Source organism: Burkholderia reimsis (assembly GCF_003294055.1).
GTDB lineage: Bacteria > Pseudomonadota > Gammaproteobacteria > Burkholderiales > Burkholderiaceae > Burkholderia > Burkholderia cepacia.
The window spans coordinates 17,465-42,038 of sequence record NZ_QMFZ01000027.1; the positions used below are offsets into that span (position 1 = coordinate 17,465).

Below are 24,574 nucleotides of genomic sequence, written 5' to 3' on the forward strand. Positions count from 1 at the left end.
TCCATTTGATTGCGGCGCACTGAGCCGGGGTTGCAGGATGCCTGGCTACCTTTGCGCGACGTAAAAGACCGTCCAGTCGCCGAAATAGCGGCCGTCGAAGACGAGCAGATCGTCCGCGATGTTGAGCGAGGCTTCGACGCAGCGTGTCCGTTCACCCGTTGCAACGTTCGTGACGAAGCCCGTCTCCGGGAAGTGCCGTCCGGCGATCCGGCCATCGGCGAAGCGCAGCTTGACGTCTGCCGCATACGTCGTGTGAACGGATTCGAGCGGACCGATGACCGGTCCGTCGAATCCCCAGTCTTCCAGGATTTCGTCGATCGCGTCGCGGCCATGAAAGAGACCCAGGTACAGACCGGGTGCGAGCATAGTCAGGCCGTCGTTGTAGCGGGGAAGCAATCGCCCGTCCCGGCGGACGAACGGTTCGCATACACCCGTGTGTGCGGTAGTTCCAGAACCGCTCGCGGCGCTCATGCGGCCTTTCCCCCGAGCTGCACCGCCTTGCGCTCCAGCTTCTCGCGCAGCGTTGAACGGCTGGCCGAATCTGTTCCGGCCGTTATGCCGACTGGTTGCGTCGCATCACTATTGCCGCTGTCTCCCTCATCCGGACGTCCGGCGACGGGATAGAACTCCTCAACGACGGCGGAACCTTCCTCGATACTGTCCTCGAATGCGCCGTTGCTGAAGCCGGCGCGTGCGGCTACATCGAGCGCGGCCTGATCGAACCCGGCTGCGCGTCTGCGCGCATCGAGTTCGCGCGCCTCGACGATGGCTTGCTCGAGCGTGTTGCCGCTACGCACACCGAGATCCACGTAATAGATCGCCGAGCGATAGCTTTGCGTCGTCGACTTGCCACGCAGCTTCAGTTCCAGCGGAAGACATGCAAGCAGGTTGCCCGACACCGCGCTGAAGTAGTGCAGACGCGCAGCAAGCGTTCGGATGGAATTGAAGGACGTGGTGCGAAAGATGAACGACCCAAGTTCATCCTCGTCGCCGATCGTGACATTCAGCCGCCCGTATGGCTTGCAGTTGCCCGCCTGCCCGAACGCGCAGCCGTCCGGCGACGGGCAGGGCAGCGCCTCAATGCCTGCATCGCCCGCCCGCCGGCATGTCTCGCCATTGCCGACGCAGACGGGCCGTCCTGACTCGCGGTCGAACAGGGAATACTCGGCGCGCAGGTTCAGATCGGGATCGTTAAACAGGAAGCGCACGGGGATTGCGCGCAGCTTCCCGGAAGTTGCCTTGCGCAACGATTCATTGAGCGGATGCAGCACCCATTCGCCGCGCTGCTGAACCTGCGTCGTCAGGGTGAACTGGTCGTCTTTCTCCGGCAGGCGTTTGCCGTTCTTTTCAGTGACGCGCCCGATCGAGATTCGCCCGATCACGGGCGGTGTGATGGAAAGTCCCTTGAGCATGGTGGTTCTCCTGTAGACAAGGAAATGGAAAACAGCGTGGAATAGCGGAGGGACTCAGACCGACACGAGAAAGCGGCGCGAGCCGGGTTTCGTGAGTGCGTAGTGCGTCGCGAATTCCGGGTGATCGGCGAGCAACCGCTTGAGGTCAACGCCGGCGCTGTCGCGACTGCGTTTGAACGTCACCGATCCCGTCTCGAAGATTGCGCGGTCGGCTTCGCCCATGGCCTGCTGGATCGTCTGCTTGAGCAGCGCTTCCAGCGTCTCGCGCTGCTCGATCTCGCTCCGTACTGCAACCAGATCGGCGAATACCGACGACAGACGCCGGTCGTCGCTGAAGTCAACCGTGCCGCCGGTGCCCGGATACAGGCAGCGCAGCGCGCGATCGGCCGACTCTGAGCCATCCGCAGGCGGCGGCGTGTCGGATTCCACGAACTGCCAGAATGCGGCTTCGAGCGGAATGAGCCGCGCGATCAGCGCGTCGTCGCGTTCAATGCGATGGACTTCGAGCTTCTGGCCGCAGATCAGCACGGCGACATCGGCTGCCTGTTTGCCGGTGACGGCCAGCTGGTGCTGCACCTGGACCTGCACGTATTCCGGCACACCCTCGCGCCAGAGCCGTGCGCCGAACTCGCCCGCCGTCTTGCATTCCAGCAGTTGCACGTCGCGGCAACCCACCACTTCGCGGTCGATGTTGGCGAGCATGAACGGTATCGTCGGGTGCCTGAGCACGGCATTGACCCGCCGTACCCGATTACCCGTCTGCTTTGTGTACGACGCGGCGACGATCGGTTCAAGGAGCGTCCCCCAATAGACCGGCTCGGTTGTGTCATCCACGCCAGGCCGGGGCAGGTTCGTATCGCGACCGGTCTTGATGAGCCACAGTTCCAGGGGACTCATGTAGGGATTCAGACCGATGGCGGCCGCTGCGTCCGATCCGCCGATCCCCGACTTTCGTACCTCCAGCCATTCGCTGCGCGACAGATCCTTCGTGTCGACGAGCCGCAGTGCCGGACGTCTTTGTTCGCGTCCAGCAGTTTCAGGTTGAGCCATGGAGCCTCCAGAATGCACAACGCCCGGCGGATCGCAATCCTGCCGGGCGTGTATGTCGTAATGAATGCAGATTCATGCCACGAGTTTCATCGCTTCATCCCATGCTTTCTGTTTGAGCGTGGCGCCCGCACCGAACCATGCGGCGTCGCGCCGATGGTCATCGCTGCGCGCGCGGCGATGGTGATCCACGTACTCGGTCACGGCGTTGAGCAGACCCCACGCAGTGCCGGACGCCGAAGCGAGCTCCGCGCCCTTGCCACGCCCGGCGTAAAGCTGACCGACCGCCTTGATCGCGCGCTCGTTGACGGCGAACGCTTCGCGGTCCGCAAGGTTCGTCGTCGAGTAGGTCAGCACGCGCCGCAGGAACCCTTCCGCGGCGGAGTCGGATACCTTCCGTTCTGCGAGTGCCTTCGTCCTAGCCATGAACGCATCCCACGACGAGATCGCGATGCCGAGCTGGCGTTTGACGGCCTGGGCGTCGAACTGCGAGCGGTGCGGAACCTTGACCGCGCCGACGTTGTCGCCTCCCAATGCAATCTGCAGCGTGTTGTTGCAGACGACCCGGACGGACGTGAACTGTGCCGTAGTGGCGAGTGTGCCGTCGCAAGCAGTTGCCAACAGCAAGTAACCGTTGATCTGATCCTTGCCTTTGAGCGTTGCGGCCTGGCCCGTGCGCGCAAGCGCCCACAGCTTGCGCCCTTCCTTTAGCACGCCTGCCGTCTCGAGTTCGAACCCACCGACTTCCGTAAGGTCGCGGTAAAACTCCAGAATCTCGGACGGCTGAACAACCTGATAGCGGGCGGACACGACGGAGAGCGGCGCCTTGGTGTCCGAGCGATAAAGGACCTTCTGCTCGGGGAACGCGTGGATCGAACCGAGACTGCGGTTGCCGGCGGCAACGAAACGGACCTCCGCCTCTTCAATGCTCCAGTCCATGCCGGCAGCGCGAGCCCAGACTTCGAGTGGTTGCTTCGGGGCGAGCTGGTTACCAAGACCGTGCCAGGGAGTTGCGCCGACATAGGCCATGTTCTGTACAAGATGCATTTTTGATACTCCGGTGAAAAATAAATGGGCATAGAGCCCGGCACCAGGCCGGGCACGATGGGAGAACGGATGCGGAAATCGAAGAAAGAGAAAATGAAACGGGGGGACAGACGGAAGGCAGTTCAGCGTGGGCCGAGCGTGAAGGTGCGCCCGCAGGCGAGGCATCGCCAGTTATTCAGGACCTTCTGGTCGATCGCCTCGCCGCAGGCCGCGCCTGTTGCGCAACCAGCCGCACCAGCGACAAGTCCGGCAAGGATCGCGCCCGCAATGCCGCCACAGGCCGAGCCGATTGGACCAGCGAGAAGACCCGCAGCGGCGCCTGCTTCCGCGCCGGACAGGGCAATGCCGATGGCGCTTGTCGCACCCGCAGCGGCACCTACGGCGCCGCCAATACGCCGCGCGACGTGACGCGGTTCGATGCGCGGAGACTGGCAGGCCGGGCAGGGAAAGCGTACGTCCCGCGAGCCCGTCTCGAAGTGCTGCGACGTGGCCCCTGCATGTGGCTGACGGGAGTAAGAACCGCGTTGCCCGTATGGGGATTCGTTCCACTGGTCGTCGTTGTCGTCGTCAAACTGGCCGAAGGAAGATCGCTCACGCATTGGCGCACGCCTCACGGCGGACCTTGCCGACATAGCGGCAATGGCACATGGCGAGCAGTGCTCCGCCGACAAAGGCGAGGGCGAAGGCGGCGAGATAGTCGAGCGGAGAGACAGGGGACATGAACATCTCCTCGAAAAGATTGGATGGACGGTAGATCGCGCAAATGCGAGCCAGGCTCACGAACGCGCCGCGTTGAACGTGTGGCCACAGGAGAGACATAAATGGTTGTCGAGCACGTTCTCGTCGATCGCCGTGCCGACGGCTGAACCTGCGGCGCATCCGGCGGCACTGCCGACGAGTCCCGCGATCACTGCGCCGGCGAGACCGCCGAAGATGGTGCCGACCGGACCGGCGAAGGAGCCGACGACTGCGCCCGCTTCCGCACCTGAGAGCGCCATTGCCATGCCGCTGGTTGCGCCGGCAACGCTGCCGATGGCGCTGCCGGCCTTGCGAGCACGGTGAAGCGTGTTGATCCGTGACGAACAGCAGTGTGGACAGCGCGGAGTCGCGTCGGACCGTGAAGTCGGCGTGGACTGAGGAAACAGCGCGGCATCGTCAGGCGTCGGTTCGGCAGAAAATGATGCGGACCCGCCGTGCGACTCATCGCGCAACGCTTCGTGCAATTCGTGCCGCGACTCGTCGATGTCATGTGCACCAGGGGGCGCGTGCCGGTCGAAGGACTCCGGTGTGTCCCGCAGATTGTCGCGATTGCCGAATGCTGGGCGCGCGTCGTGTTCGGGCCAGTGCGCGTTGGCTTCCCACTCGTCCAGTTCGTCGGACATTGACGTTGCATGTTGTGCCTGGCGTCCACTGACAGACGCACCATCAGGAGACGACGGAACCGGTTGCGTGCGATTGATGTTTGCAAGCGAGCGCAGGCCAACGACAAACATGATGATGAGCACCACTGTCAGGACTGCGGGCAAAACGAAAGGGGTGAGATTCACGTGAACTCCTGAGCGAAGTGCGCCGATGCGGGAGTGCGTTGGCGGAGCGGCCAGGGCTGGCTCTGCTCAGGGCGGTTATATGTAGTTGAAAATTTCTTGGATCGTTGCAGCGGCGTGCGAACAAAGCGTCACCGACGCGCTGTGCTGAACGCGTCAGGCCGTCGGGCACGAGTCGGGGGCACCATACGAGCTCGCGGACGGCGTACCGTTTGCATCTCACGGGAAATGCAGGGCTCCGTCGCAACACACCCGGGTGAAAGAACGTGGCAGTGTCGTAGCAGGATAGAATGGCTGCGGAATGAGCACGTCTGTTTCGGCCACCATTCGCGGAGCGTCAAACATGGATCAGGATTTTGAGGAACACGATGAAGGTCCACGATATGCCGCCCCGGAAACAATCGACAGCATGGCGCTTTACCAGTCGCTATCGAATCTCGTCTTCTTCTCTGACGACATGTACCTGCGTTCGCAGGCGCATAACCTGAACCTCGTCGATCAGTTTCTCATGCCGTTGGAGCACAAGGTATTGCGAGAGCTGTTGGAGACGGACTCCACACCAGCGGACACGTATTTTCTGCTGGCGCAGTCACAAATGTGGATCTTCGCTGCCTACGAACTGTTGCGAACCTGGCGGCAGCGTGCGAGTGAAATAATCAAGTGGCATGCGAACCACGGACTCGAACAGAAGCTGGCGGCGCTGAAAGAGCGGGACAAGACAGGGTCGCACTTCGGGCTAAGAATCAGGATTGAGCAGATCGGGCGGGCGCTGGACGACGAAGCGATTGTGGCCGAACTGGACAGGCAACTCAGGCATACCTACATCGCGTTCACACGTCTGGAGTGGGTTCGTGTGTCGCTCGCAAAACACGAAGTCAGCGGTAATCCCAAACAGGCGGCGCTGATGCCTGGCTACGGACGCATCAACAACTGGTGTGGTTCGCTGGACTTCGAACTCGAAAACGGCAAGTACAGCACGGGTTATATCAACCGTCGCGACGTTGCCGACAGCATCCGTCATTTCGACTTCACGGCAGATCCCCCTGACGACGCGCAACTAGAACTCTTTGATGCGTATATGTCCGGCAAAGGATTCGACGTGGACTGAACCATTGGCATGTAGACGATGAGCGCAATTGCCGCCGCACGACTGGTCACGACGTCGCGACACAGTCGCCTTCCCGTCGACCAGGACTGCTCCGCGACCCGGCACGACTGTCGCGTGACTGGACTTGCTGATGGATTTCGCGAATATGGTCGTGCTTGAAGGAATGGCTTGCTTCGCCTGGCACTCCGTGGGCCGCGCGACAGTCATCCTGAGCCAGTATGCGACCAACGTCGTCGCGGTATCGGCGCGACGCGACTCACTCAATTCTTCCGCGCGACTCGCCTGGAAGCTGAATAGTCGCCAGGAGCCGATTACGGCCTTCTGGCGACCCCTCGACTGCGACCCGCTGAGGTTCAGAGGTATTGTCGTAGTGCACCACCTCAGTCGACTTCGTCGGAAACGGAAATAGTGGACCAGAGTGGTGCACGTAGGTCAGCAATCCGTCCCGGATGCTTAAAACGAAGTTATGGCGAAGGTTCGACGGGTATTGAGGATGTTCCTGGATGTAACACGACAGCACTTCTTCGATTTTGTCAGCAATGTCAAATGCAAATCCTTCGCAGATCAGAAACGTGATGATCTGATCGCGTTCATCGCGATGCGGCTCGTATTCAGAAGCAAGCCCGTCCTCCTTGACGCAGTGCACGTACCTCGGCTCGTACAGCGTGTCCCGCAATGACTTCACGCCCGAGAGCTTCCGCAGCGCCGCCTTGAGATCCGCCAATGACATGACCGATTTAACTTCACCCACCGCACAAACAGATTCCAATGGGAAGAATCGCTGCTTATAGTCGTTCTGCAGCAGCGGCGTCACCGAGCGGTCGTAGATGACGACGTCGCACTGCGTACTGATGCGTCCCGATGACGTTACGACGAAACCTGAGTCGACCGCCATTCGCTGCGGAATAAAAGCACGCAAAAAGTCATGAGTGATGGCCTCTCGGTATGAGCCAAACTCGCCGGGATGGACCAGCGCCCCTTTATCATCGACGAAAAGGCGCCGCGATCCATCAACAAAGGCTTCGGCAAACACCCGCATCTTCTCGTCTAGAAGCGCCTGCAGCGCGTTTCCTGCTTGCTGTTTTGTCATTTTGGCAATCTTGCAGAGAAGCTGAATCTTGGGAGGCATTGCCTGACTCGGCTGCCAGACCAGCACGTCGGCTCGGCGCTCGACATTCAAACTGACCGGCAAATCGCGAAACGAAGCTCGCACGACATTATCGCCGACTGAAGCGACCGAGTATGACCGTCTGCCTATGCAACGGCAAGCGCGAAAAGAGTCTTAGCTGCTCCCGGCCTGTCCGAGCTAACAATCAGCTGCGCATCGTCTAATACAGTTTCCCGTCCCAACGTCGACGCGTTTGCGTGGCAAGCAACTCCGCAAACGCCGTTCCCATACCGCGCCGATCAGTCGCCGCGCAGTCCCCGTTGGACCCCGGCGTGTTCGTCAACGCATCCTCATGCGTCTCTTTTCGCTCCGCACGTATCCGTTGCAGCGCCGACTTGAAGCTCGCCATCGTCATGTTGAATCCGTCTGAATTCAACACGTCGAGTACATCCTGCCGCGTCGCCCCGCGGCCCAATGCGGCGTCGATGTGGTCGTAGAGTGCACGCAAACGGGCGATCTTCGACGACACGGGCGCAGATGTGCCAAGCGCATCGATCCGCCGTTTTAGGTCCTCTTCTTCCATTGCGAATTCACCCCTCGTCAAACCCTCTGCATCCCGTTGCATCCGTTTCGCATTCCTTCATGCATCACTGAGCTGATTCGAATTTCAGCCCGACTGAATCGCACCACAATCATGCAAGCGCCGCGCTACATACCGTTGCATCTGCTTTGCGTCCGAGTTGCATCCACAACGATCCGCACGTGCTTCACGTTGCCTCCACCCCAACCGATCGGCGTGCAAGTGGCATGGGCGTTCGGAGCCGATTACACCCCCTCCGTGGTCACGATAGACCGCCGCCCACACGAACCCCAACGCCAAACACATCGAGCCATTCGGACCCGATTTATTCGATCTGATCCGCATCCGGGTTCGTTGCGTCCACGCCCGTGTCATCGGGCGATTCGAAATCGCACAAATCCGCCTGCGTGCTATCTGCGGTATCGACGTTGCTCTTCGCTTTCCCCACACGCGGACGGCCCGGCTTCTTCTTTTCCTCGACCTGGCTCGTACCGAACAGGCGGCTGTGTTCGCCGTATTTCATCTTCAGGAACTGGTCGGCCTTCGTCATGTACCGGATGTTCTCGCGCAGTGCTTCACGCTTAGCGTCGTCGCCCCAGTTGATCTCGCCCGTACCCACGCCGTGGCCGTACTTCTCGTGGAAGATCTTGTTGGCATTCGAATTCCAGTATTGGCCTTTGCCCTCCGTCACCTTGACCCAGTACTCGCCCAGCTGCTGTGCGATATACACGTCGCGGCACGAATCGGCCGTGTAGAAGATCAGCACATGCAGGTGCAGACCCGACTCGTCCCCCTCTTCGAGCTTCCAGATGTAATCGACGATGCCGCGCAGCAGCTTGTTGGTCCGGCAATTGTTGAAGAACTTCTTGCGGTGCTTCTGGATCTCGTCGAGCGTGATCTTCGAGCGATGCTGCTCTTTGAAACCGAAGTGCAGCATCAGCACGAGCTGGCGCGACTTGTTCTCGAACACCTGCTGCTCAATTGCGAGCCCCTTCGCCTCGTTGCGTTCTGCATTGCGCCGACGCACACGCAGGCGCTCGCGGAACTGCTTCGAGCCGACGATCTCGGCCACCTTCTTCGTAATGTCGTTGAACGTCTCGCCGTGCGTCTTGCCCGTGCTAGGCTCGATCGAACCTGGTTCGCGAAACGTGAAGACATGCGGGTGCAGGCCCAAAGCCTCGAACGCTTCGGGCACCGCCGACACATGCGTACTGTACACATAGCGCTCTGCGAAGGCGTAGTTCTGGAAGAACGCCTTCAATGCGTGGAAATGGCGCTTACCCAGCGGCTTGGGCACGACAACCGGCCTACCCAACTTGTTGCGCGTGATCTCGAAGCCCACGCCGTCTTTCGAGAACTCGATGTCACGCACTAGCGCTTCCATGGAAGCGAGCGACGTTCTCATCAGATCGAAACTCGGCAACAGCACGATCTTCTCTTCGCCTGCAATCTCGGCTCGTTCGGTGTTTCTCACCCACTCGCCATATTCGTAAATCTTCTTGAAGTCGTCTTCTTCGAAGGACATTTTTAATTACCTTTGATCTAAATCACATGAGCGCATCGCACGTGCTGCTCATTGCTGGTTATGTTCGAATGATGAAGACGAGAGCATCCTCTGCTCATCGCCTCCTGGCACTGCTTGACTGTCACATCGGACGGTCGAATGTTCTCTGTCCTGCGTACAGGGTACAGGGCTAACTGAGTACTTGTAGAGATGGTGAATAATTGAACAATGAAATGGATCTTCTATGGATAGCCTATGTTCTACCTTAGCTATAGATCTAAGAAATACCCTGTATTACATAAGACCCTTAAATTCACTCTCACAAAAGCTCAACGATTCACGCAATCTCGACATTCCAAAGGCCGGCGGCGACCGGGAAATTGTTCTCCCTTTTCATATACATACTTACGCCCGAAACAAGAGATCGAAACACACCCTGCCGATAGCCAGAGCATCCTGGTCCATTCAGCATTCGATAAGTAGCCCCACTACCGCCTACACGAGGGGTAGCACTGGCCGTCGGTCGCAAATTGTTTAGGTTTCGTCGTAGCTTGTGTACGTTGGACGCAGTTTGTATCGATTTCCTTCTCTTAGATCGCAGCTTTCTGCTGCCCGATCGCGCTGAACGTCTGCTGCCAAGCGATACGTTGACCGCAATACGACACGCCCCTATGTCCGCCGCACTCGCGACGCACCATGACGCATTCGTCACGGCAACATCGCGCCGCAGACCTTCCTATTTCTTTCGTACGCTATAGCACCTCACGTTACCGAGCACGTTGCTCGATCCGGATGACGCCTACTCTCGGCAAATCTCGCGTATCCGGCTTTGGCACTGACGCCGACAATTCCTCCTTCGACGATAAGAACCCTTCAGAAAAATCAGCCGCCAGGATGACCTGCACGGGTATTGATCTCGCACGCTATATAGAAGAGAAGCCATCGGTCAACGCCTCAAAACATCGGATACCTAATAAATATATTCCGTCTTTGTCCGAGACAGTCCAACCACATCTAATCGATCTTTTTTCGCTTTGCAGAAATACAACACCACTGCATGGCGGCGACGCGGGTCAATTGGAAAATTCCGATTGCCGACCGACAGATATGCCGCTTAGCGTTCCAGCACCTTTTCCGCGAGGGGGCGCGATCTTCGCGCAGCGCCGACACCGGCTTGCGTACGCGGGTAACGCCGTACTCGTCATTGGCGAGGTTCGCGAATGTGGCAAATCGACCGGCGCGCCTGCCTACACCGACAGGCTGCCGCGGCTCTCTGCGATCTTGGCTTTCAGGTACTGCTCGATTTCCGCTTCGACGAACAGGGTCTTGACGCCGATCTTGAAGGGCGTGGGGAATGCCGCGTCGTAACGCGGGGACTTCTTATCCATCATCTCGTAGATGGACGCACGCGAGCGCCCGATGCGGTCGGCCACCACCTTGATCGTCAGCGCCCGCGTCGGGGGCGAATTGGTCGTCATGTTCATCATTTTTCCGCTCTCCATGTGCCGCTCATCGCGACGGTGATTAAGTGCTGCAAGTCTAAGGAAGCGGGGCCGGGCGCAACAGCAACACAGCTTGCTATAAAAAATCATTGCTTGTAATGATTTTGAATGGATAGCAATATCGATCTGTCCAGCGGATGCGGCCGGATGTTATTTGGAAGATGAAGGGCGAAAAGGAGACCGTGCCGCACGCGAAGCCCCCTCTTGACAGCGAGGCTCAATCCGACGTGGCAGGGAATGAAACACGTTCGTGTGAGGTGCGTGCACAACACTCGATGAAAGGTGCCGCGCACCAAAGGTTGCCCGATTGGCCAATGGGAAAGGTTGCTGCCCGCGCACTGCGCGGGCGATCAATGCCGTGTTCAGCGACGGGAGCCTTCGAAGGCCGCTCGAACATCCCTATCCTCTTGCAACCATCGTCGAATGGCCTGAGGAAAACCGGACTTCGTTAGAAACCCACCATGGCGCTCGCTGAACACAAACAGATCTTTCTCGACTGCTTTGATCACATCACGCGCCTCTATCCAGCCGTGTTCTGGACGTCGCTCGTTAAGCATGCGAATCAGTTCCTTCCGAACGGGGGCTGTCCTCACACCTCGAGCCTGCCCGCCTAAGGACGCGAACTCCGTGCGCTCCTTCGTGGAATACGGATCGCAGTAGGAACCATCAAAAAGTCCCAACTGACGCTGAGCGATGGAAACGCGGTACCAGGCAGAATCACGCTCGTCGCGCTGCATGGCCTGTTCAGCCTCGATCGCATAAATGCACGCACGCGCCAGATAAATGCGACGAAGCCCGTCACTCGTCAACGAAGGGAACTGCTCACCCACGTAATCCGCCGGCTCGTCGGGATGGTCCCGAAGTGCCTTGGTTGCCGCGTCGCGATAGTCGCCGTAGAGAGTGTCCGATATTTCCAAATTGGACTCGATTTCGCGATGAAGTCCCGCTATCGCCTCCGAAAGCGTCGGCTCACTGATCTCGAATTGCTTGGGGTCTAGAAACTCGTTCATCGTGGGGGAAGCGTCTGCAAAAAAAGCAGTTTATCAACACGCCATCGCTAGCCAAATGCAGACAGAGGCATCCTGTCCAGCCCAAAGTGCGCCCCCCACTCGCTACCGTTGTGCTGCTAGAATGGTCGCCATGCGACATAGCACTCGATTCCCCTCCGTACTTCTCTTTTTTGGTTGGCGTTAAGCCTGCCAAGTCCTTTGCTCGGCCCCAACGCGGGCCACTGCCTTCCGCCCCCCAGCACATTGGGGTGAAATTGGGGCAAAAAAACCACCCAAACACAGGCGGCGAGAAGGAAATCCTTTATTCTTCAATACGTTGAGGGAAATCATGCTGCTCATGATCGACAACTACGATTCGTTTACCTACAACCTGGTCCAGTACTTCGGCGAACTCGGCGAGGACGTGCGCACCTACCGCAACGACGAAATCACGCTCGGCGACATCGCGCGCCTGAACCCCGACACCATCTGCCTGTCGCCCGGGCCGAGCAATCCGCAGCACGCGGGCATCACGCTCGACGTGCTGCGCGAATTCGCGGGCAAGAAGCCGATCCTCGGCGTCTGCCTCGGCCATCAGGCGATCGGCGAGGCATTCGGCGGCCGCGTCGTGCGCGCGAAGACCATCATGCACGGCAAGGTAAGCAAGATCGAAACCGACTGCCGCGGCGTGTTCGCCGACCTGCCGAAGCATTTCGACGTCACGCGCTACCACTCGCTCGCGATCGAGCGCGAATCGCTGCCCGACTGCCTCGAGGTGTCCGCGTGGACCGACGACGGCGAGATCATGGGCGTGCGCCACAAGACGCTGCCGATCGAAGGCGTACAGTTCCACCCGGAATCGATCCTGTCCGAGCATGGCCATGCACTGCTCGAGAATTTCCTGAAACAGGCACGCGCCGCAGCCGCGCAAGCCGCCTGACGGGAGCCTCACGATGACGATTACCCCACAGGAAGCGCTGCAGCGCACGATCGAACACCGCGAGATCTTCCACGACGAGATGCTGCACCTGATGCGGCTCATCATGCGCGGCGACATGTCGCCCGTGATGGCGGCCGCGATCATCACCGGGCTGCGCGTGAAGAAGGAGACGATCGGCGAGATCGCCGCCGCCGCGACCGTGATGCGCGAATTCGCGAATCACGTCGAGGTGCAGGACAACTCGAACTTCGTCGACATCGTCGGCACCGGCGGCGACGGCTCGCACACGTTCAACATCTCGACCGCGTCGATGTTCGTCACGGCCGCGGCCGGCGCGAAGGTCGCGAAGCACGGCAACCGCGGCGTGTCGAGCAAGTCCGGCAGCGCCGACGTGCTCGAGGCGCTCGGCGTGAACATCGACCTGCAGTCGGAGCAGGTCGCCGCGTCGATCGCCGAAACCGGCATGGGCTTCATGTTCGCGCCGAACCATCACCCGGCGATGAAGAACATCGCGGCCGTGCGCCGCGAGCTCGGCGTGCGCACGATCTTCAACATCCTCGGCCCGCTGACCAATCCGGCCGGCGCGCCGAACCAGCTGATGGGCGTGTTCCACCCCGACCTCGTCGGCATCCAGGTGCGCGTGATGCAGCGTCTCGGCGCGCAGCACGTGCTCGTCGTGTACGGCAAGGACGGGATGGACGAGGTGTCGCTCGGCGCCGCGACGCTCGTCGGCGAACTGCGCGACGGCAAGGTGCACGAATACGAGATCCATCCGGAAGATTTCGGCCTGCAGATGGTGTCGAACCGCACGCTGAAGGTGGAAAATGCCGACGAATCGCGCACGATGCTGCTCGGCGCGCTGGACAACCAGCCGGGCGTCGCGCGCGAGATCGTCACGCTGAACGCGGGTACCGCACTCTATGCGGCGAACGTCGCCGAATCGATCGCGGACGGCATCCAGCTCGCCCGCGAAGCGATCGCGAGCGGCAAGGCCCGCGCGAAAGTCGACGAACTCGTGCGCTTCACGCAGCAGTTCAAGCGCTGACTCCCCTTACGAATCAAGCAGGAACCCACATGAGCGACATTCTCGACCGAATCATCGCCGTCAAGCGCGAAGAAGTCGCGGCGGCCATGCGCAGCGCGCCGCTCGAGGCACTGAAACTGGAAGCCTCTGCGCGCGACCTGCGCGACTTCGTCGGCGCACTGCGCGCGAAGCACGCAGCCGGCCACGCGGCCGTGATTTCCGAAATCAAGAAGGCCAGCCCGTCGAAGGGCGTGCTGCGCGAGCATTTCGTGCCGGCCGACATCGCCCGTTCGTACGCGGAGCACGGCGCCGCGTGCCTGTCGGTGCTGACCGACGAGCAGTTCTTCCAGGGCAGCGTCCGCTATCTCGAGGAAGCACGCGCGGCCTGCACGCTGCCGGTGCTGCGCAAGGACTTCATCGTCGACGCGTACCAGATCGTGGAAGCGCGCGCGATGGGCGCGGACGCGATCCTGCTGATCGCCGCCGCGCTCGACACGCCGCTGATGCAGGATCTCGAAGCGTACGCACACTCGCTCGGCCTCGCGGTGCTGGTCGAAGTGCACGACCGCAACGAGATGGAACAGGCGCTGACGCTCAAGACGCCGCTGCTCGGCATCAACAACCGCAACCTGCGCACGTTCGAGACGTCGATCCAGACCACGCTCGACATGCTCGACATGATTCCGGCGGACCGCATCGTCGTGACCGAGTCGGGGATCCTGTCGCGCACCGATGTCGACACGATGCGCGCGGCGAACGTGAACACGTTCCTCGTCGGAGAAGCGTTCATGCGTGCCGACCAGCCGGGCGAGGAACTCGCACGGATGTTCTTCTGATGGCGATCGAAAAGGAAATCAAGCTCGCGCTGCCGGCCGGCCAGGCCGAGGCCGCGCGACGCTTCTTCGAGACGCTGACCGGCGAACCCGGCCACGACATCACGCTCGCGAACGTCTACTACGACACGCCCGATCTCGCGCTGGCCCGCTCGAAGAGCGCGGTGCGCGTGCGCCGCGCGCCGCAAGGCTGGCTGCAGACGTTCAAGACGGTCGGCAGCGCGGAAGGCGGCCTGCACCGCCGCCACGAATGGGAGCTGCCGGTCGCCGGCGACGCGCTCGAGATCGATGCGCTCGTCGCGGCCTGCGACGTACCGGAGGCCGCCGCCGCGCTGAATGACGCGGCCGGCGCGCTGCGTGCGCTGTTCCGCACGGATTTTTCGCGTACGCTGTGGCGCATCGCAATCGGCGGCGCAACCGTCGAAGCCGCGGTGGACGTCGGCGAGATCGTCGTCCAGGCGGAACACGAAACGCGCCGCGAACCGATCAGCGAAATCGAACTCGAACTGATCGACGGCCCGGAAGCGGCGCTCGCAACGCTCGCCGCCGAACTGCAGCAGGCGCTGCCGGGCCTCGCTCCCGAGAACATCAGCAAGGCGCAGCGCGGCTACCGGCTGCGCGCGCAATAACACGCATCACGCATGGCAACCCGCAAGACTTCCCGCGCGCCGCAACAGGCGTCGCTGTTCGACGATCCCGTGCCGGAAACGGCACCGGCCGATCTTCCGTCCCCGCCTTCCGAGCCGCCCGCGGCCGGGCGCAAGCCTGCCAAGAAAACCGCTGCATCGGCTGCGGCACCGGCGGCCCCGCAGCCTGCCGCCGCCAACGTTCCGCACCTCGCCGCGCAATTCGACGCGCTGCCTGCCGTCTGGCGCGACGTGCTGAAGCCCTTTACCGACAGCGACGCGTATGCGCCGCTGTGCCGCTTCGTCGACGACGAGCGTGCGGCCGGCAAGACCGTCTACCCGACCGACGTGTTCCGCGCGCTGCGCCTGACGAGCCCGGACGACGTGAAAGTCGTGATCCTCGGCCAGGATCCGTATCACGGCGACGATCGCGGCACGCCGCAGGCGCACGGGCTCGCGTTCTCGGTGCCGCCCGCCGTGCGCACGCCGCCGTCGCTGCGCAACATCTTCAAGGAAATCGCCGCGAACTTCGGTCATGACACGCCGCGCCACGGCTGCCTCGACACCTGGGCGCGTCAGGGCGTGCTGCTGCTCAACACGGTGCTGACGGTCGAGCGCGGCGCGGCCGCGAGCCATGCGAAGCGCGGCTGGGAGCAGTGCACGGACACGCTGATCCGCGAACTCGCCGGCCGTCATCGCGGGCTCGTGTTCATGCTGTGGGGCGCACACGCGCAGGCGAAGCGCGCACTGTTCGACGCAAGCGCGCATTGCGTGCTCGAGGCGCCGCATCCGTCGCCGCTGTCCGCGCACCGCGGTTTCCTCGGTTGCCGCCATTTCGCGCTCGCGAACGATTATCTGGTCGATGCCGGCCGCGAGCCGATCGACTGGCGCCTGCCGGAAGTCGCCGAAACGCTCGCGTAACGCGCTGCCGGTTCCTTCGAGCCGGCAAGCATGCAAAAACGCCGCGTCCCTTTCGGGAACGCGGCATTTTTTTATCGGGCGATGCAGCAGGTGCGCCGCACCCGCTTCGGCCTTCCTTACGCGGCGGCGATCGCTTCGCGTGCGCTGGCGAGCGCGGCGCTCTGCGCGTCCGGCCCGAGGTTCAGGCCTTCAGCGTGAATGAAGTTCACGTCGGTCAGGCCGATGAAGCCGAGGAACGAGCGCAGGTACGGCGTCTGGCTGTCGTTCGGCGTACCCAGGTACTTGCCGCCGCGGGCCGTCACCACGTGAACCTTCTTGCCCTTGATCAGGCCTTCCGGACCGTTCTCGGTGTAGCGGAACGTGACGCCCGCACGGGCGATCCAGTCGAAATACGCCTTCAGTTGCGACGACACGCCGAAGTTGTACATCGGTGCGCCGATCACGATGATGTCGGCCGCTTGCAGTTCGGCGATCAGTGCATCGCTCTTCGCGACGATCGCATTCTGTTCCGCGGTGCGCTTGTCGGCCGGCGTGAAGAACGCGCCGAGCACCGATTCGTCGAGGTGCGGCAGCGCATCGGCCAGCAGGTCGCGAACCACGACATTCGCGCCGGGGTTCGATTGTTGCAGCTTTGCCGTCAGTTCGTTGGCCAGCAGCGTGGATTGCGCACCTTGCGAACGCGCCGCGGAATTGATTTGCAGAATGGTCGTCATGTCAGGCTCCAGTAGGGTTGCGCTTCGGTAGCGCGAGTGACGCCATTGTGCGTGGCCGCATGACCGCGAAAAAGCGGGTTCAGGGCGACGGATTGTTGCAACAACAGAACAATCCTCGATCGCGCCCCGATACCCGCCTTCGTAGGATCAGCCCTTCAGCCAGGCTTCCCGGGCCTTCGATGCCGCCGCCGGCTTCGCGGCCGCCGTCAGCCGGTAGCGCGTGACTTCGGGGCCGTCGAGCTTCAGTTTCGCGCTGCGCAGCTCGTCGCGACGGAATGCGTGAACCTCGACCTTGTCGCCCGGCCGGTAGCGCGCGAGCAGCGCGTCGAGGTTGGTGCCCGTGACGCGCAGCCCGTCGACCGCGATCAGCGTGTCGCCGGCCGACAGCCCCGCACGATGCGCGGCGCCGCCTTCGTAGACCGCCGCGAACGTGCAGTCCGCGCCGCCGCGCAGGCGTGCGCCGATCGTCGGTTTCGCGGCCGCGCCGTTCGCGACATCCGGCGTGAGCGTCACGCCGAACGGTGCGAGCAGCTCGGCGAGCGGCAGGTCGCGCGTGCCGTGCACGGCATCGGTGAACAGGCGGCCGAGCGCGACGCCCGTCGCTTCCTCGATCAGCGTCTCGACTTCGTTCTCCTCGACACCCGCCTGCTTGCCGCGGTAGAAATCGCGGCCGTAGCGCTGCCACAGCAGGCGCATCACGTCGTCGAGCGACTTCCGGTTGCGCGTCTGCGCGCGGATCGCGAGATCGAACGCGAGCGCGACCAGCGAACCCTTCGTGTAATAGCTGACGATCGCGTTGGTCGCGTTCTCGTCCTGGCGGTAGTACTTGATCCAAGCGTCGAACGAGCTTTCCGCGACGCTTTGCTTGAGCCGGCCCGTGCCGCGCAGCACGCCGCCGACCGTGCGGCCGAGCGCCGCGAAATATTCGTCCTGCGACATCAGCCCGCTGCGCACCAGCATCAGATCGTCGTAATACGACGTGAAGCCTTCGAACAGCCACAGCAGCGACGTGTAATTCTCGCGCGTCAGGTCGTACGGCACGAACGCCGCCGGCTTGATGCGCTTCACGTTCCAGGTATGGAAGTACTCGTGACTGCAGAGACCGAGGTACGTGCGATAGCCTTCCGTCGTTTCGGGTCGCCCCTTCACCGGCAGGTCGGTGCGGTTGCAGATCAGCGCGGTCGACGCGCGATGCTCGAGGCCGCCGTAACCGTCGCTGACCGCAAGCGTCATGAACACGTAGCGGTCCATCGGCGCCTTCTTCGATTTCGGCTCGAACAGCGCGATCTGTGCTTCGCACACGCGCTTCAGGTCGGTGCGCAGGCGCTCCATGTCGAGCTGCGTCACACGCCCCGCGATCACGATGTCGTGCGGCACACCGTGCGCGTCGAACGTCGCCAGCGCGAATTCGCCGATCGTCACCGGATGATCGGAAAGCTCGTCGTAGTTCGACGCGCGGTACGCGCCGAACCCGTAGCGCTTCGTGCCGCGCGCCTCGGGCAACGCGGTGCCGACGCGCCACGCGCGGAACGCCGCGCCGGCCGGCTTCCCGATGTCGACTTCACACGGCGCGTCCTCGCGGCCGGCAACGCTCAGGAACACGGCCGTCGCGTTGAAGAAGCCGCCCGATTCGTCGAGATACGCGGAGCGCACCGACAGGTCCCACGCGTACACGTCGTAACGCAGCGTCAGCGTGCCGTTCACGGGTGCGGCCTGCCACGTATGCTTGTCGGTCTTTGCGATCCGCACCTTGCGGCCCGCGTCGTTGAATGCGCCGAGCGTCACGATGTTGCGCGCGAACTCGCGCACGAGGTAGCTGCCCGGAATCCACACCGGCAGCGAAAAGCGCTGGCCCTCGGGGTCGGGATCGGTGACCGTCACCGACACTTCGAACAGGTGCGCGGCAAGATCTTTCGGGACAATCGAATAGCGGATCGGCTGGGTCATCGTGGCAATCGGACGGTCGGATACGGCGGCGGAAACGAAGAGAGGCGCCGGCAGGTCACGCGGGCGCCCCTCGCTGGCCGGGCCATGCGGCCCGGCGGATGGTCGGTTACTTGCTCGACGCGAGCGCCTGGTTGAGCTGGTCGGCCGATACGGCGCCCGGCAGGCGGCGGCCGTCCGGCAGGAAGATCGTCGGCGTGCCCGTGACGTTCATCCCGCGGCCGAGCGCGAGGTTCTTGTCGAGTGCGGCGGTATCGCAGGTACCGGCGCCGGTCGGTGCGCGATGGTCGAGCATCCAGCTCTCCCACGTTTTCGCGCGGTCGGTCGCACACCAGATCGCCTTCGACTTCGCGGTCGAATCCGGCGACAGCACCGGGTACAGGAACGTGTAGACGGTCACGTTGTCGACCGACTGCAGCGTCGTCTCGAGCTTCTTGCAGTACGGGCAGTTCGGATCGGAGAACACCGCGATCTTGCGGGCGCCGTTGCCCTTGACGACCTTGATCGCATTCGAGAACGGCAGGCTCGCGAAGTCGATCTTGTTGATTTCGGACAGGCGGGCGTCGGTCAGGTTCTTGTGCGTCTTGGTGTCGACGAGATCGCCGAGCAGCACGTAGTCGCCCGCCGCATCGCTATAGATGATCTGCGAGCCGAGGTTCACTTCGTACAGGCCCGCGACCGGCGATTTCGACACGCTCTTGATCGGCGCATCGTTGCCGAGGCGGGCCTGCAGCGTGGCTTTCAGCTTGTCGGTGGTCTGGTCGGCCTGCGCGGTGCAGCCAAGCGTCGCCATCGTGACGGCCAGCGCCAGCGACGCGATGCGGATCGTTTTTTTCATCGAAATCTTCCTTCAGCTCAATCGGTGTTCACGGCACAGTGTACGCCGTAACGGAACCGTGTCCGACCGGCGAAGCGGCCGAAGGTTCGATCAGCCGAGCGCGGCCGACACGAGCCAGCGCTTCACGAGCGGCTGCGCACCGACGAAGGCCATGCCCGCATTGCGCACGGCCTTCGCGAGCGAGCCCGGCACCGCGAACAGCCGCTGCAGGCCGTCGGTTGCGACCATCAGCGCGCGGATGTCCTCGCGGCGCGAACGCTCGTAGCGGCGCAGCAGCACCGTATCGCCGAGGTTGCGGAAGCTTTCCTTGCCGGCGATCGCATCGGCAAGCGCCGCCACATCGCGCAGGCCGAGGTTCATCCCCTGTCCCGCGAGCGGGTGGATCAGGTGCGCGGCATCGCCGACCAGCGCGACGCGCGGCGCGATCAGCTTGTCGACCGTCTGCAGCGCCAGCGGGAAGCCGGCGGCCGGTGTCACGCAGTCGAGCGTGCCGACCTGGCCATGAGACATGCGCTCCACCTCGGCCGCGAGCTGCGCCGGATCGAGTGCGAGCAATTCATCCGCATGCGCGGTGTGCGCGGACCAGACGAGCGACACATGGCCGTCCGGCAGCGGCAGCAGCGCGACGATCTCGCCTTCGTGGAACCACTGGTAGGCCGTCTCGCGATGCGGCAGCGACGCCTTGAAGTTCGCGACGACTCCGGTTTGCCGGTAGTCGCGCCGTTCGACTTTGGCCCCCATTTGCGAGCGCACCCACGAATGCGCGCCGTCCGCGCCGACGACGAGATCCGCTTCCAGCACCTGCCCCGACGACAGCGTGAGCACGGCTGCGTCGTCGTGTACGTCGAAGCCCTGCGCGCGCGCCTCGAACCACGTGAGGTTCGGCTGGAACCGCAGCGCGGCGTCGAGCGACGCCTCGACCAGCGACGATTCGGCGATCCACGCGAGCTGCGGCACGGATGCCTGGTACGCGGAGAAATGCAGTTCCGCGTGCGCATCGCCGTACACGCGCATGTCGTAGACCGGCGCGAGCCGGCCGTGGTCGAGCGCCTGCCAGACCCGCAGCCGCTCGAGCAACGCCTGCGAACTGGAAGACAGCGCGTAGACGCGCGTGTCGAATACGAGATCGGCGGGGCGCGGCGCGGCCGGCTGGGCGAGCAAGGCAGTCTTGTAGCCGGACTGGGTCAGCGCGAGCGCGGCAGTCTTGCCGACGAGCCCGCCGCCGACCACGGCGACGTCGAAGGAGTGGTGGGCAGTCATGGCGGGCATTATAGCCGCGGGGCCAAACCCTTACGCGGCCGGACTTTGCGGGAAATCAGCAGAATCGCAGGCGGCCGATGCAGCGCGGCGGCCCGCCGCATCGGCCGTTCGGCGCCGGCCCGCAATCCGGGGGCGCCGGCACGGTACAATAGCGTCTTTGACCGTCGGCCCGCCGCGCCCCAAGCGCCGGCCGCCCTTTTTTCCCGCGCCGCCGTGCCCTGTCCGGCCGCGCCGCCTTACCCGTCCGAAGGATTCCATGAGTCTCAAATGCGGCATCGTCGGCTTGCCCAACGTCGGCAAGTCCACCCTGTTCAATGCGCTGACCAAGGCCGGCATCGCCGCCGAGAACTACCCGTTCTGCACGATCGAGCCGAACGTCGGCATCGTCGAAGTGCCCGATACGCGCCTGAAGGCACTCTCCGAGATCGTCAAGCCGGAGCGTGTCGTGCCGGCCGTCGTCGAGTTCGTCGACATCGCGGGCCTCGTCGCAGGCGCGAGCAAGGGTGAAGGCCTCGGCAATCAGTTCCTCGCCAACATTCGCGAAACCGATGCAATCACGCACGTCGTGCGCTGCTTCGAGGACGAGAACGTCATTCACGTCGCCGGCAAGGTCAGCCCGATCGACGACATCGAAGTGATCAATACCGAACTCGCGCTCGCCGACCTCGGCACCGTCGAGAAGGCGCTCACGCGCTATTCGAAGGCCGCGAAGTCGGGCAACGACAAGGAAGCGGCGAAGCTCGTCGCCGTGCTCGAGAAGGTGCGCGCGCAGCTCGACCAGGGCAAGGCCGTGCGCGGCCTCGCGCTGTCGGACGACGAAGAGGCGCTGCTCAAGCCGTTCTGCCTGATCACCGCGAAGCCGGCCATGTACGTGGCCAACGTGAAGGACGACGGTTTCGAGAACAACGCGCACCTGGATGCCGTGCGCAAGTACGCGGAAAGCGAGAATGCGCCGGTGGTCGCCGTGTGCGCGGCGATCGAGGCGGAAATCGCCGATCTCGACGATGCCGACAAGGAAGCATTCCTCGCCGACATGGGCATGGAAGAACCGGGCCTCGACCGCGTGATCCGCGCGGGCTTCAAGCTGCTCGGCCTGCAGACCTATTTCACCGCGGGCGTGAAGGAAGTGCGCGCGTGGACGATCCATATCGGCGACACGGCACCGCAGGCGGCCGGCGTGATCCATACCGACTTCGAGCGCGGCTTCATCCGCGCGCAGACGATCGCGTTCGACGACTTCATCACGTACAAGGGTGAGCAAGGCGCGAAGGAAGCCGGCAAGATGCGCGCCGAAGGGAAGGAATATGTCGTGCACGACGGCGACGTGATGAACTTCCTGTTCAACGTCTGAGCGTTACATCAAGATCTCAATGAAAAGCCCGCTGCAGCGGGCTTTTCATTTTCCGGGCGAGCGGCCCGTTGTGTCATTGCATCGTGCGACTCGAGATACGCTCAAGACGACTGCGCGGATGGTATCTCGACCAGACGAACTGACTGAAATAGCTCTCCGCCACTTCCGTCCACGTTCTGAGCCCGTCGTCTTCCTGCATAACTTGCTTGGCATTGACCAGCAACCACGACATCACGGCCTGGCTGTCTCGACACTTCGCACATTCTCCTGATGTGCAGCAGCGCGCTAGCGTATGCATGTCTGCACGATACGCGTTGAATTTCGGCAACGCGGGCCACCCCGACGTGAAACGCGTGGCGTTCTGCGGATGAGCCTCGCTGACGCTCGGGCAACTAGTATGGTCGAATATCCCCCATGCGGTCTCCCCGCGCATGAGAGCAGCCAGATAATAGGGATGGCTCGCCACTGTTTCCGGATATTTCGCCTTCAGTTCGAGCAACACATCCAGGAGCTGCTCCTCACCACGCCGGCGAAGCGGGCCGGCAACGTCGTATGGACTGTAGTAGTTGAACAGCAGTCGATTTCCGTTATCTTGAATCTTGCGCACCGTATCTTCGATATAGGCAATTCCGTCGATCGACACCGCATAGACGAAACCCGCCCGCTCGTCATTGCGATAGTTGAGTAGCGCCTTGTCAAACAAGCCCGCGAAACGCTTCCCATTCGGACCGATCGCGCGCAGTTCGTCATCGAGCGGCCCGCCACCGAATACAGAGATCGCGATGGTGATATCTTCGAAGCCCTCGATTGGAATGCGCCGAAGGCCGTTTGTCGAGACGGACACCTTCGGCATGTGTTTCCGGAATATTCTTATCCGGTCGAGATGCAACGCAGGCTCGCCGCCGATCAGCAATGGTGCGTTGACCCCGCGCCCGGCCTCGTCCTTCACGCGCGCCTCAAGACGCGACGTATCGTTTAACTCATCCGATGCGACGTCGAATTCGTTTTCGAAGAACCAGCACCCCTTGCATCGCAAGTTGCATTGATTCGTGAGATGGTAAAGCGATGCGCGCGTTTCACTCGCTTCGTTTCTGACTGCTTTGAAGCGCGCCTTCATATCTTTTGAATCGTCCATCTTGGTCTCCTGATACGAGGATGCAAGCTCGCCTGAACGTCAACCCCGCAATCCTCTGATGAGTTCCGGCCACAACGACGAATACTGGCGACGAAACATGCCGACGTGACCGATTGCTCGGCCATCGCAGTTTTCCGGACTGATGAAATGGATATTGCTTTTGGCCCGCGGCAACCATCGCAGCCAGTCTTCGATGTTGGCCGGTGTCGCGAGTGGGTCGTCGGTCGCAGCAACTACCGTGACGGGAGCGGAGAATTCGTTGTAGTGGTGCTGCGTAACGCCGACCCCGAACTCGTTCGCCATATATCCGGGGCGGCGGCACCATCGGGCCCACTGAAGCCCGACGCGTGCCGGCAAATCGTCGCCCCAACCGAGCACCCTCGCAGGCACATAGCCGAGTAGGCGTGCGGTAACCGGAACATAGAGATTCGCCAGCAACAACGCAGCGATTCGCTTCGGCCACCGGATGTTGCCGACGTATCCGGATGACGCGGAAATCGCGCATAACGAACGGATCGACGCGTGATTCGGCATCAGTCCGACCAGTTGCCCGCCCGCACTGTGACCGATCAGGTGAGCTTCGCTCGCGCCGGTTTCACGAAGAAGCCAGTCAAGCGCGGCGGGCATGTCGAGCTGGCCCCAGTCCTGTTTGCGTGCGCGCGACTGGCGAACATGGCGCGTGCCGAGCGACGCCCCCATCCCCCGGTAATCGAATACGAATACTGGATACCCGATTGCATTCAGCCAATCCGAGAATGGAAAATAAAAGGATTGGCGAACGCCCGTCGCGGGGCAAATGAGAACAGGAAAGCAAGTGGCCGAGGCCACCGGAAAATACGTGCCCTTCAACGGAAATCCATCGCGGGCATGAAATGCAACGCATACACGAGATAACGACGGCCGGTTCATCGCTCGGGTCCCGATACGATAATCATGCAAGGATGTGCCCGGCATTCCGGAACGAACATACGGCCCGATTTCTGAATTTGGTCGTGTAAAAAAGGATTCAAAATCGATTCGCCCATCGATTCACCCCGTTTATCGAGGTGATCAATGTATTAATTTTTTGCCGCCAGTAAAATCAGACGAGTTCGATTTTTGACCACAAATTTCAATGCCGCATGCTGTTACCGAACAACTCGCGTCGA

The 24,574-nt window shown here is 62.1% G+C and carries 25 protein-coding genes; 7 read left to right on the forward strand and 18 right to left on the reverse strand.

The genetic code is table 11. The annotated features are described in order from the left end of the window. Positions 1-45: 45 nt before the first annotated feature. From DPV79_RS27135 to DPV79_RS43465, 7 genes are all read right to left on the reverse strand, one after another. A complete protein-coding gene (locus DPV79_RS27135; protein WP_113046946.1) occupies positions 46-471 on the reverse strand; it encodes a hypothetical protein in 426 nt (141 codons plus the stop codon). Next, a complete protein-coding gene (locus DPV79_RS27140) occupies positions 468-1,412 on the reverse strand; it encodes a recombination directionality factor (RefSeq protein WP_113046947.1) in 945 nt (314 codons plus the stop codon). Before DPV79_RS27140 ends, DPV79_RS27135 begins: the two co-directional genes overlap by 4 nt. 54 nt (positions 1,413-1,466) lie before the next feature. Beyond that, positions 1,467-2,462, reverse strand: a complete 996-nt coding sequence (locus DPV79_RS27145; protein ID WP_113046948.1) for a YqaJ viral recombinase family nuclease — start codon at positions 2,460-2,462, stop codon at positions 1,467-1,469. Positions 2,463-2,534: 72 nt separating this feature from the next. Continuing rightward, positions 2,535-3,506 carry a DUF932 domain-containing protein gene (locus DPV79_RS27150; protein WP_113046949.1) on the reverse strand — a complete coding sequence of 324 codons (972 nt, stop codon included), beginning with the start codon at positions 3,504-3,506 and terminating at the stop codon, positions 2,535-2,537. A 122-nt stretch (positions 3,507-3,628) separates the two neighbouring features. Continuing rightward, entirely contained in the window at positions 3,629-4,105 is a 477-nt protein-coding gene (locus DPV79_RS43460) for a hypothetical protein (protein WP_244321818.1), read from the reverse strand. Further along, positions 4,098-4,226: a hypothetical protein gene (locus DPV79_RS43680; RefSeq protein WP_279636602.1), complete on the reverse strand. Its 129-nt coding sequence runs from the start codon at positions 4,224-4,226 to the stop codon at positions 4,098-4,100. Before DPV79_RS43680 ends, DPV79_RS43460 begins: the two co-directional genes overlap by 8 nt. A gap of 56 nt (positions 4,227-4,282) precedes the next feature. Next, on the reverse strand, positions 4,283-5,053 hold the full coding sequence (locus DPV79_RS43465) for a hypothetical protein (protein WP_244321819.1): 771 nt from the start codon (positions 5,051-5,053) through the stop codon (positions 4,283-4,285). Between the two features lie 340 nt (positions 5,054-5,393). Between DPV79_RS43465 and DPV79_RS27170 the strand changes: the two genes are divergently transcribed. After that, a complete protein-coding gene (locus tag DPV79_RS27170; protein WP_113046951.1) occupies positions 5,394-6,158 on the forward strand; it encodes a hypothetical protein in 765 nt (254 codons plus the stop codon). A gap of 256 nt (positions 6,159-6,414) precedes the next feature. Here DPV79_RS27170 and DPV79_RS27175 read toward each other — a convergent pair whose 3' ends face one another. The 5 genes from DPV79_RS27175 to DPV79_RS27195 form a co-directional block, all read right to left on the reverse strand. Then, positions 6,415-7,371, reverse strand: a complete 957-nt coding sequence (locus tag DPV79_RS27175; RefSeq protein ID WP_133295734.1) for a DUF6602 domain-containing protein — start codon at positions 7,369-7,371, stop codon at positions 6,415-6,417. A 115-nt stretch (positions 7,372-7,486) separates the two neighbouring features. Beyond that, positions 7,487-7,849: a hypothetical protein gene (locus tag DPV79_RS27180; protein WP_113046953.1), complete on the reverse strand. Its 363-nt coding sequence runs from the start codon at positions 7,847-7,849 to the stop codon at positions 7,487-7,489. A 322-nt stretch (positions 7,850-8,171) separates the two neighbouring features. Continuing rightward, positions 8,172-9,371 carry an inovirus-type Gp2 protein gene (locus DPV79_RS27185; protein WP_113046954.1) on the reverse strand — a complete coding sequence of 400 codons (1,200 nt, stop codon included), beginning with the start codon at positions 9,369-9,371 and terminating at the stop codon, positions 8,172-8,174. Positions 9,372-10,597: 1,226 nt separating this feature from the next. Beyond that, positions 10,598-10,837: a helix-turn-helix transcriptional regulator gene (locus DPV79_RS27190; protein WP_165843579.1), complete on the reverse strand. Its 240-nt coding sequence runs from the start codon at positions 10,835-10,837 to the stop codon at positions 10,598-10,600. Positions 10,838-11,214: 377 nt separating this feature from the next. Next, the gene (locus DPV79_RS27195; RefSeq protein WP_113046956.1) at positions 11,215-11,862 is read right to left on the reverse strand and encodes a hypothetical protein; all 648 of its coding nucleotides are present in this window, start codon (positions 11,860-11,862) and stop codon (positions 11,215-11,217) included. 328 nt (positions 11,863-12,190) lie between these two features. On the opposite strand from DPV79_RS27195, the gene DPV79_RS27200 reads away from it, so the two are divergent. Genes DPV79_RS27200 through DPV79_RS27220 form a run of 5 tightly spaced genes read left to right on the forward strand, consistent with a single transcriptional unit; the run spans position 12,191 to position 16,185 of the window. Then, the gene (locus tag DPV79_RS27200; protein ID WP_113046957.1) at positions 12,191-12,781 is read left to right on the forward strand and encodes an aminodeoxychorismate/anthranilate synthase component II; all 591 of its coding nucleotides are present in this window, start codon (positions 12,191-12,193) and stop codon (positions 12,779-12,781) included. A 13-nt stretch (positions 12,782-12,794) separates the two neighbouring features. Then, entirely contained in the window at positions 12,795-13,826 is a 1,032-nt protein-coding gene (gene trpD / locus DPV79_RS27205; protein WP_027788472.1) for an anthranilate phosphoribosyltransferase, read from the forward strand. A 29-nt stretch (positions 13,827-13,855) separates the two neighbouring features. Beyond that, positions 13,856-14,641: an indole-3-glycerol phosphate synthase TrpC gene (gene trpC / locus DPV79_RS27210; protein ID WP_027788473.1), complete on the forward strand. Its 786-nt coding sequence runs from the start codon at positions 13,856-13,858 to the stop codon at positions 14,639-14,641. After that, positions 14,641-15,267, forward strand: a complete 627-nt coding sequence (locus tag DPV79_RS27215) for a CYTH domain-containing protein (protein WP_060082871.1) — start codon at positions 14,641-14,643, stop codon at positions 15,265-15,267. Before trpC ends, DPV79_RS27215 begins: the two co-directional genes overlap by 1 nt. A 12-nt stretch (positions 15,268-15,279) precedes the next feature. Continuing rightward, positions 15,280-16,185 carry a uracil-DNA glycosylase gene (locus DPV79_RS27220; protein ID WP_021156969.1) on the forward strand — a complete coding sequence of 302 codons (906 nt, stop codon included), beginning with the start codon at positions 15,280-15,282 and terminating at the stop codon, positions 16,183-16,185. A 116-nt stretch (positions 16,186-16,301) separates the two neighbouring features. Here DPV79_RS27220 and DPV79_RS27225 read toward each other — a convergent pair whose 3' ends face one another. The 4 genes from DPV79_RS27225 to DPV79_RS27240 form a co-directional block, all read right to left on the reverse strand. Then, complete coding sequence (locus DPV79_RS27225; RefSeq protein WP_048026373.1) at positions 16,302-16,898, reverse strand: FMN-dependent NADH-azoreductase; 597 nt, start codon at positions 16,896-16,898, stop codon at positions 16,302-16,304. A gap of 147 nt (positions 16,899-17,045) precedes the next feature. Continuing rightward, entirely contained in the window at positions 17,046-18,845 is a 1,800-nt protein-coding gene (locus DPV79_RS27230) for a M61 family metallopeptidase (RefSeq protein WP_111943138.1), read from the reverse strand. 106 nt (positions 18,846-18,951) lie between these two features. After that, complete coding sequence (locus DPV79_RS27235; protein WP_059554492.1) at positions 18,952-19,680, reverse strand: DsbC family protein; 729 nt, start codon at positions 19,678-19,680, stop codon at positions 18,952-18,954. A 90-nt stretch (positions 19,681-19,770) separates the two neighbouring features. Continuing rightward, positions 19,771-20,949: a UbiH/UbiF family hydroxylase gene (locus DPV79_RS27240; protein ID WP_060058102.1), complete on the reverse strand. Its 1,179-nt coding sequence runs from the start codon at positions 20,947-20,949 to the stop codon at positions 19,771-19,773. Positions 20,950-21,196: 247 nt separating this feature from the next. Here DPV79_RS27240 and ychF point away from each other — a divergent pair, with 247 nt between their 5' ends. After that, positions 21,197-22,291 carry a redox-regulated ATPase YchF gene (ychF, locus tag DPV79_RS27245; RefSeq protein WP_021156964.1) on the forward strand — a complete coding sequence of 365 codons (1,095 nt, stop codon included), beginning with the start codon at positions 21,197-21,199 and terminating at the stop codon, positions 22,289-22,291. A gap of 73 nt (positions 22,292-22,364) precedes the next feature. Here ychF and DPV79_RS27250 read toward each other — a convergent pair whose 3' ends face one another. Both DPV79_RS27250 and DPV79_RS27255 read right to left on the reverse strand, forming a co-directional pair. Then, a complete protein-coding gene (locus DPV79_RS27250) occupies positions 22,365-23,426 on the reverse strand; it encodes a radical SAM family protein (RefSeq protein WP_113046958.1) in 1,062 nt (353 codons plus the stop codon). A gap of 39 nt (positions 23,427-23,465) precedes the next feature. Further along, a complete protein-coding gene (locus DPV79_RS27255; RefSeq protein WP_244321820.1) occupies positions 23,466-24,275 on the reverse strand; it encodes an alpha/beta hydrolase family protein in 810 nt (269 codons plus the stop codon). Positions 24,276-24,574 lie beyond the last annotated feature (299 nt).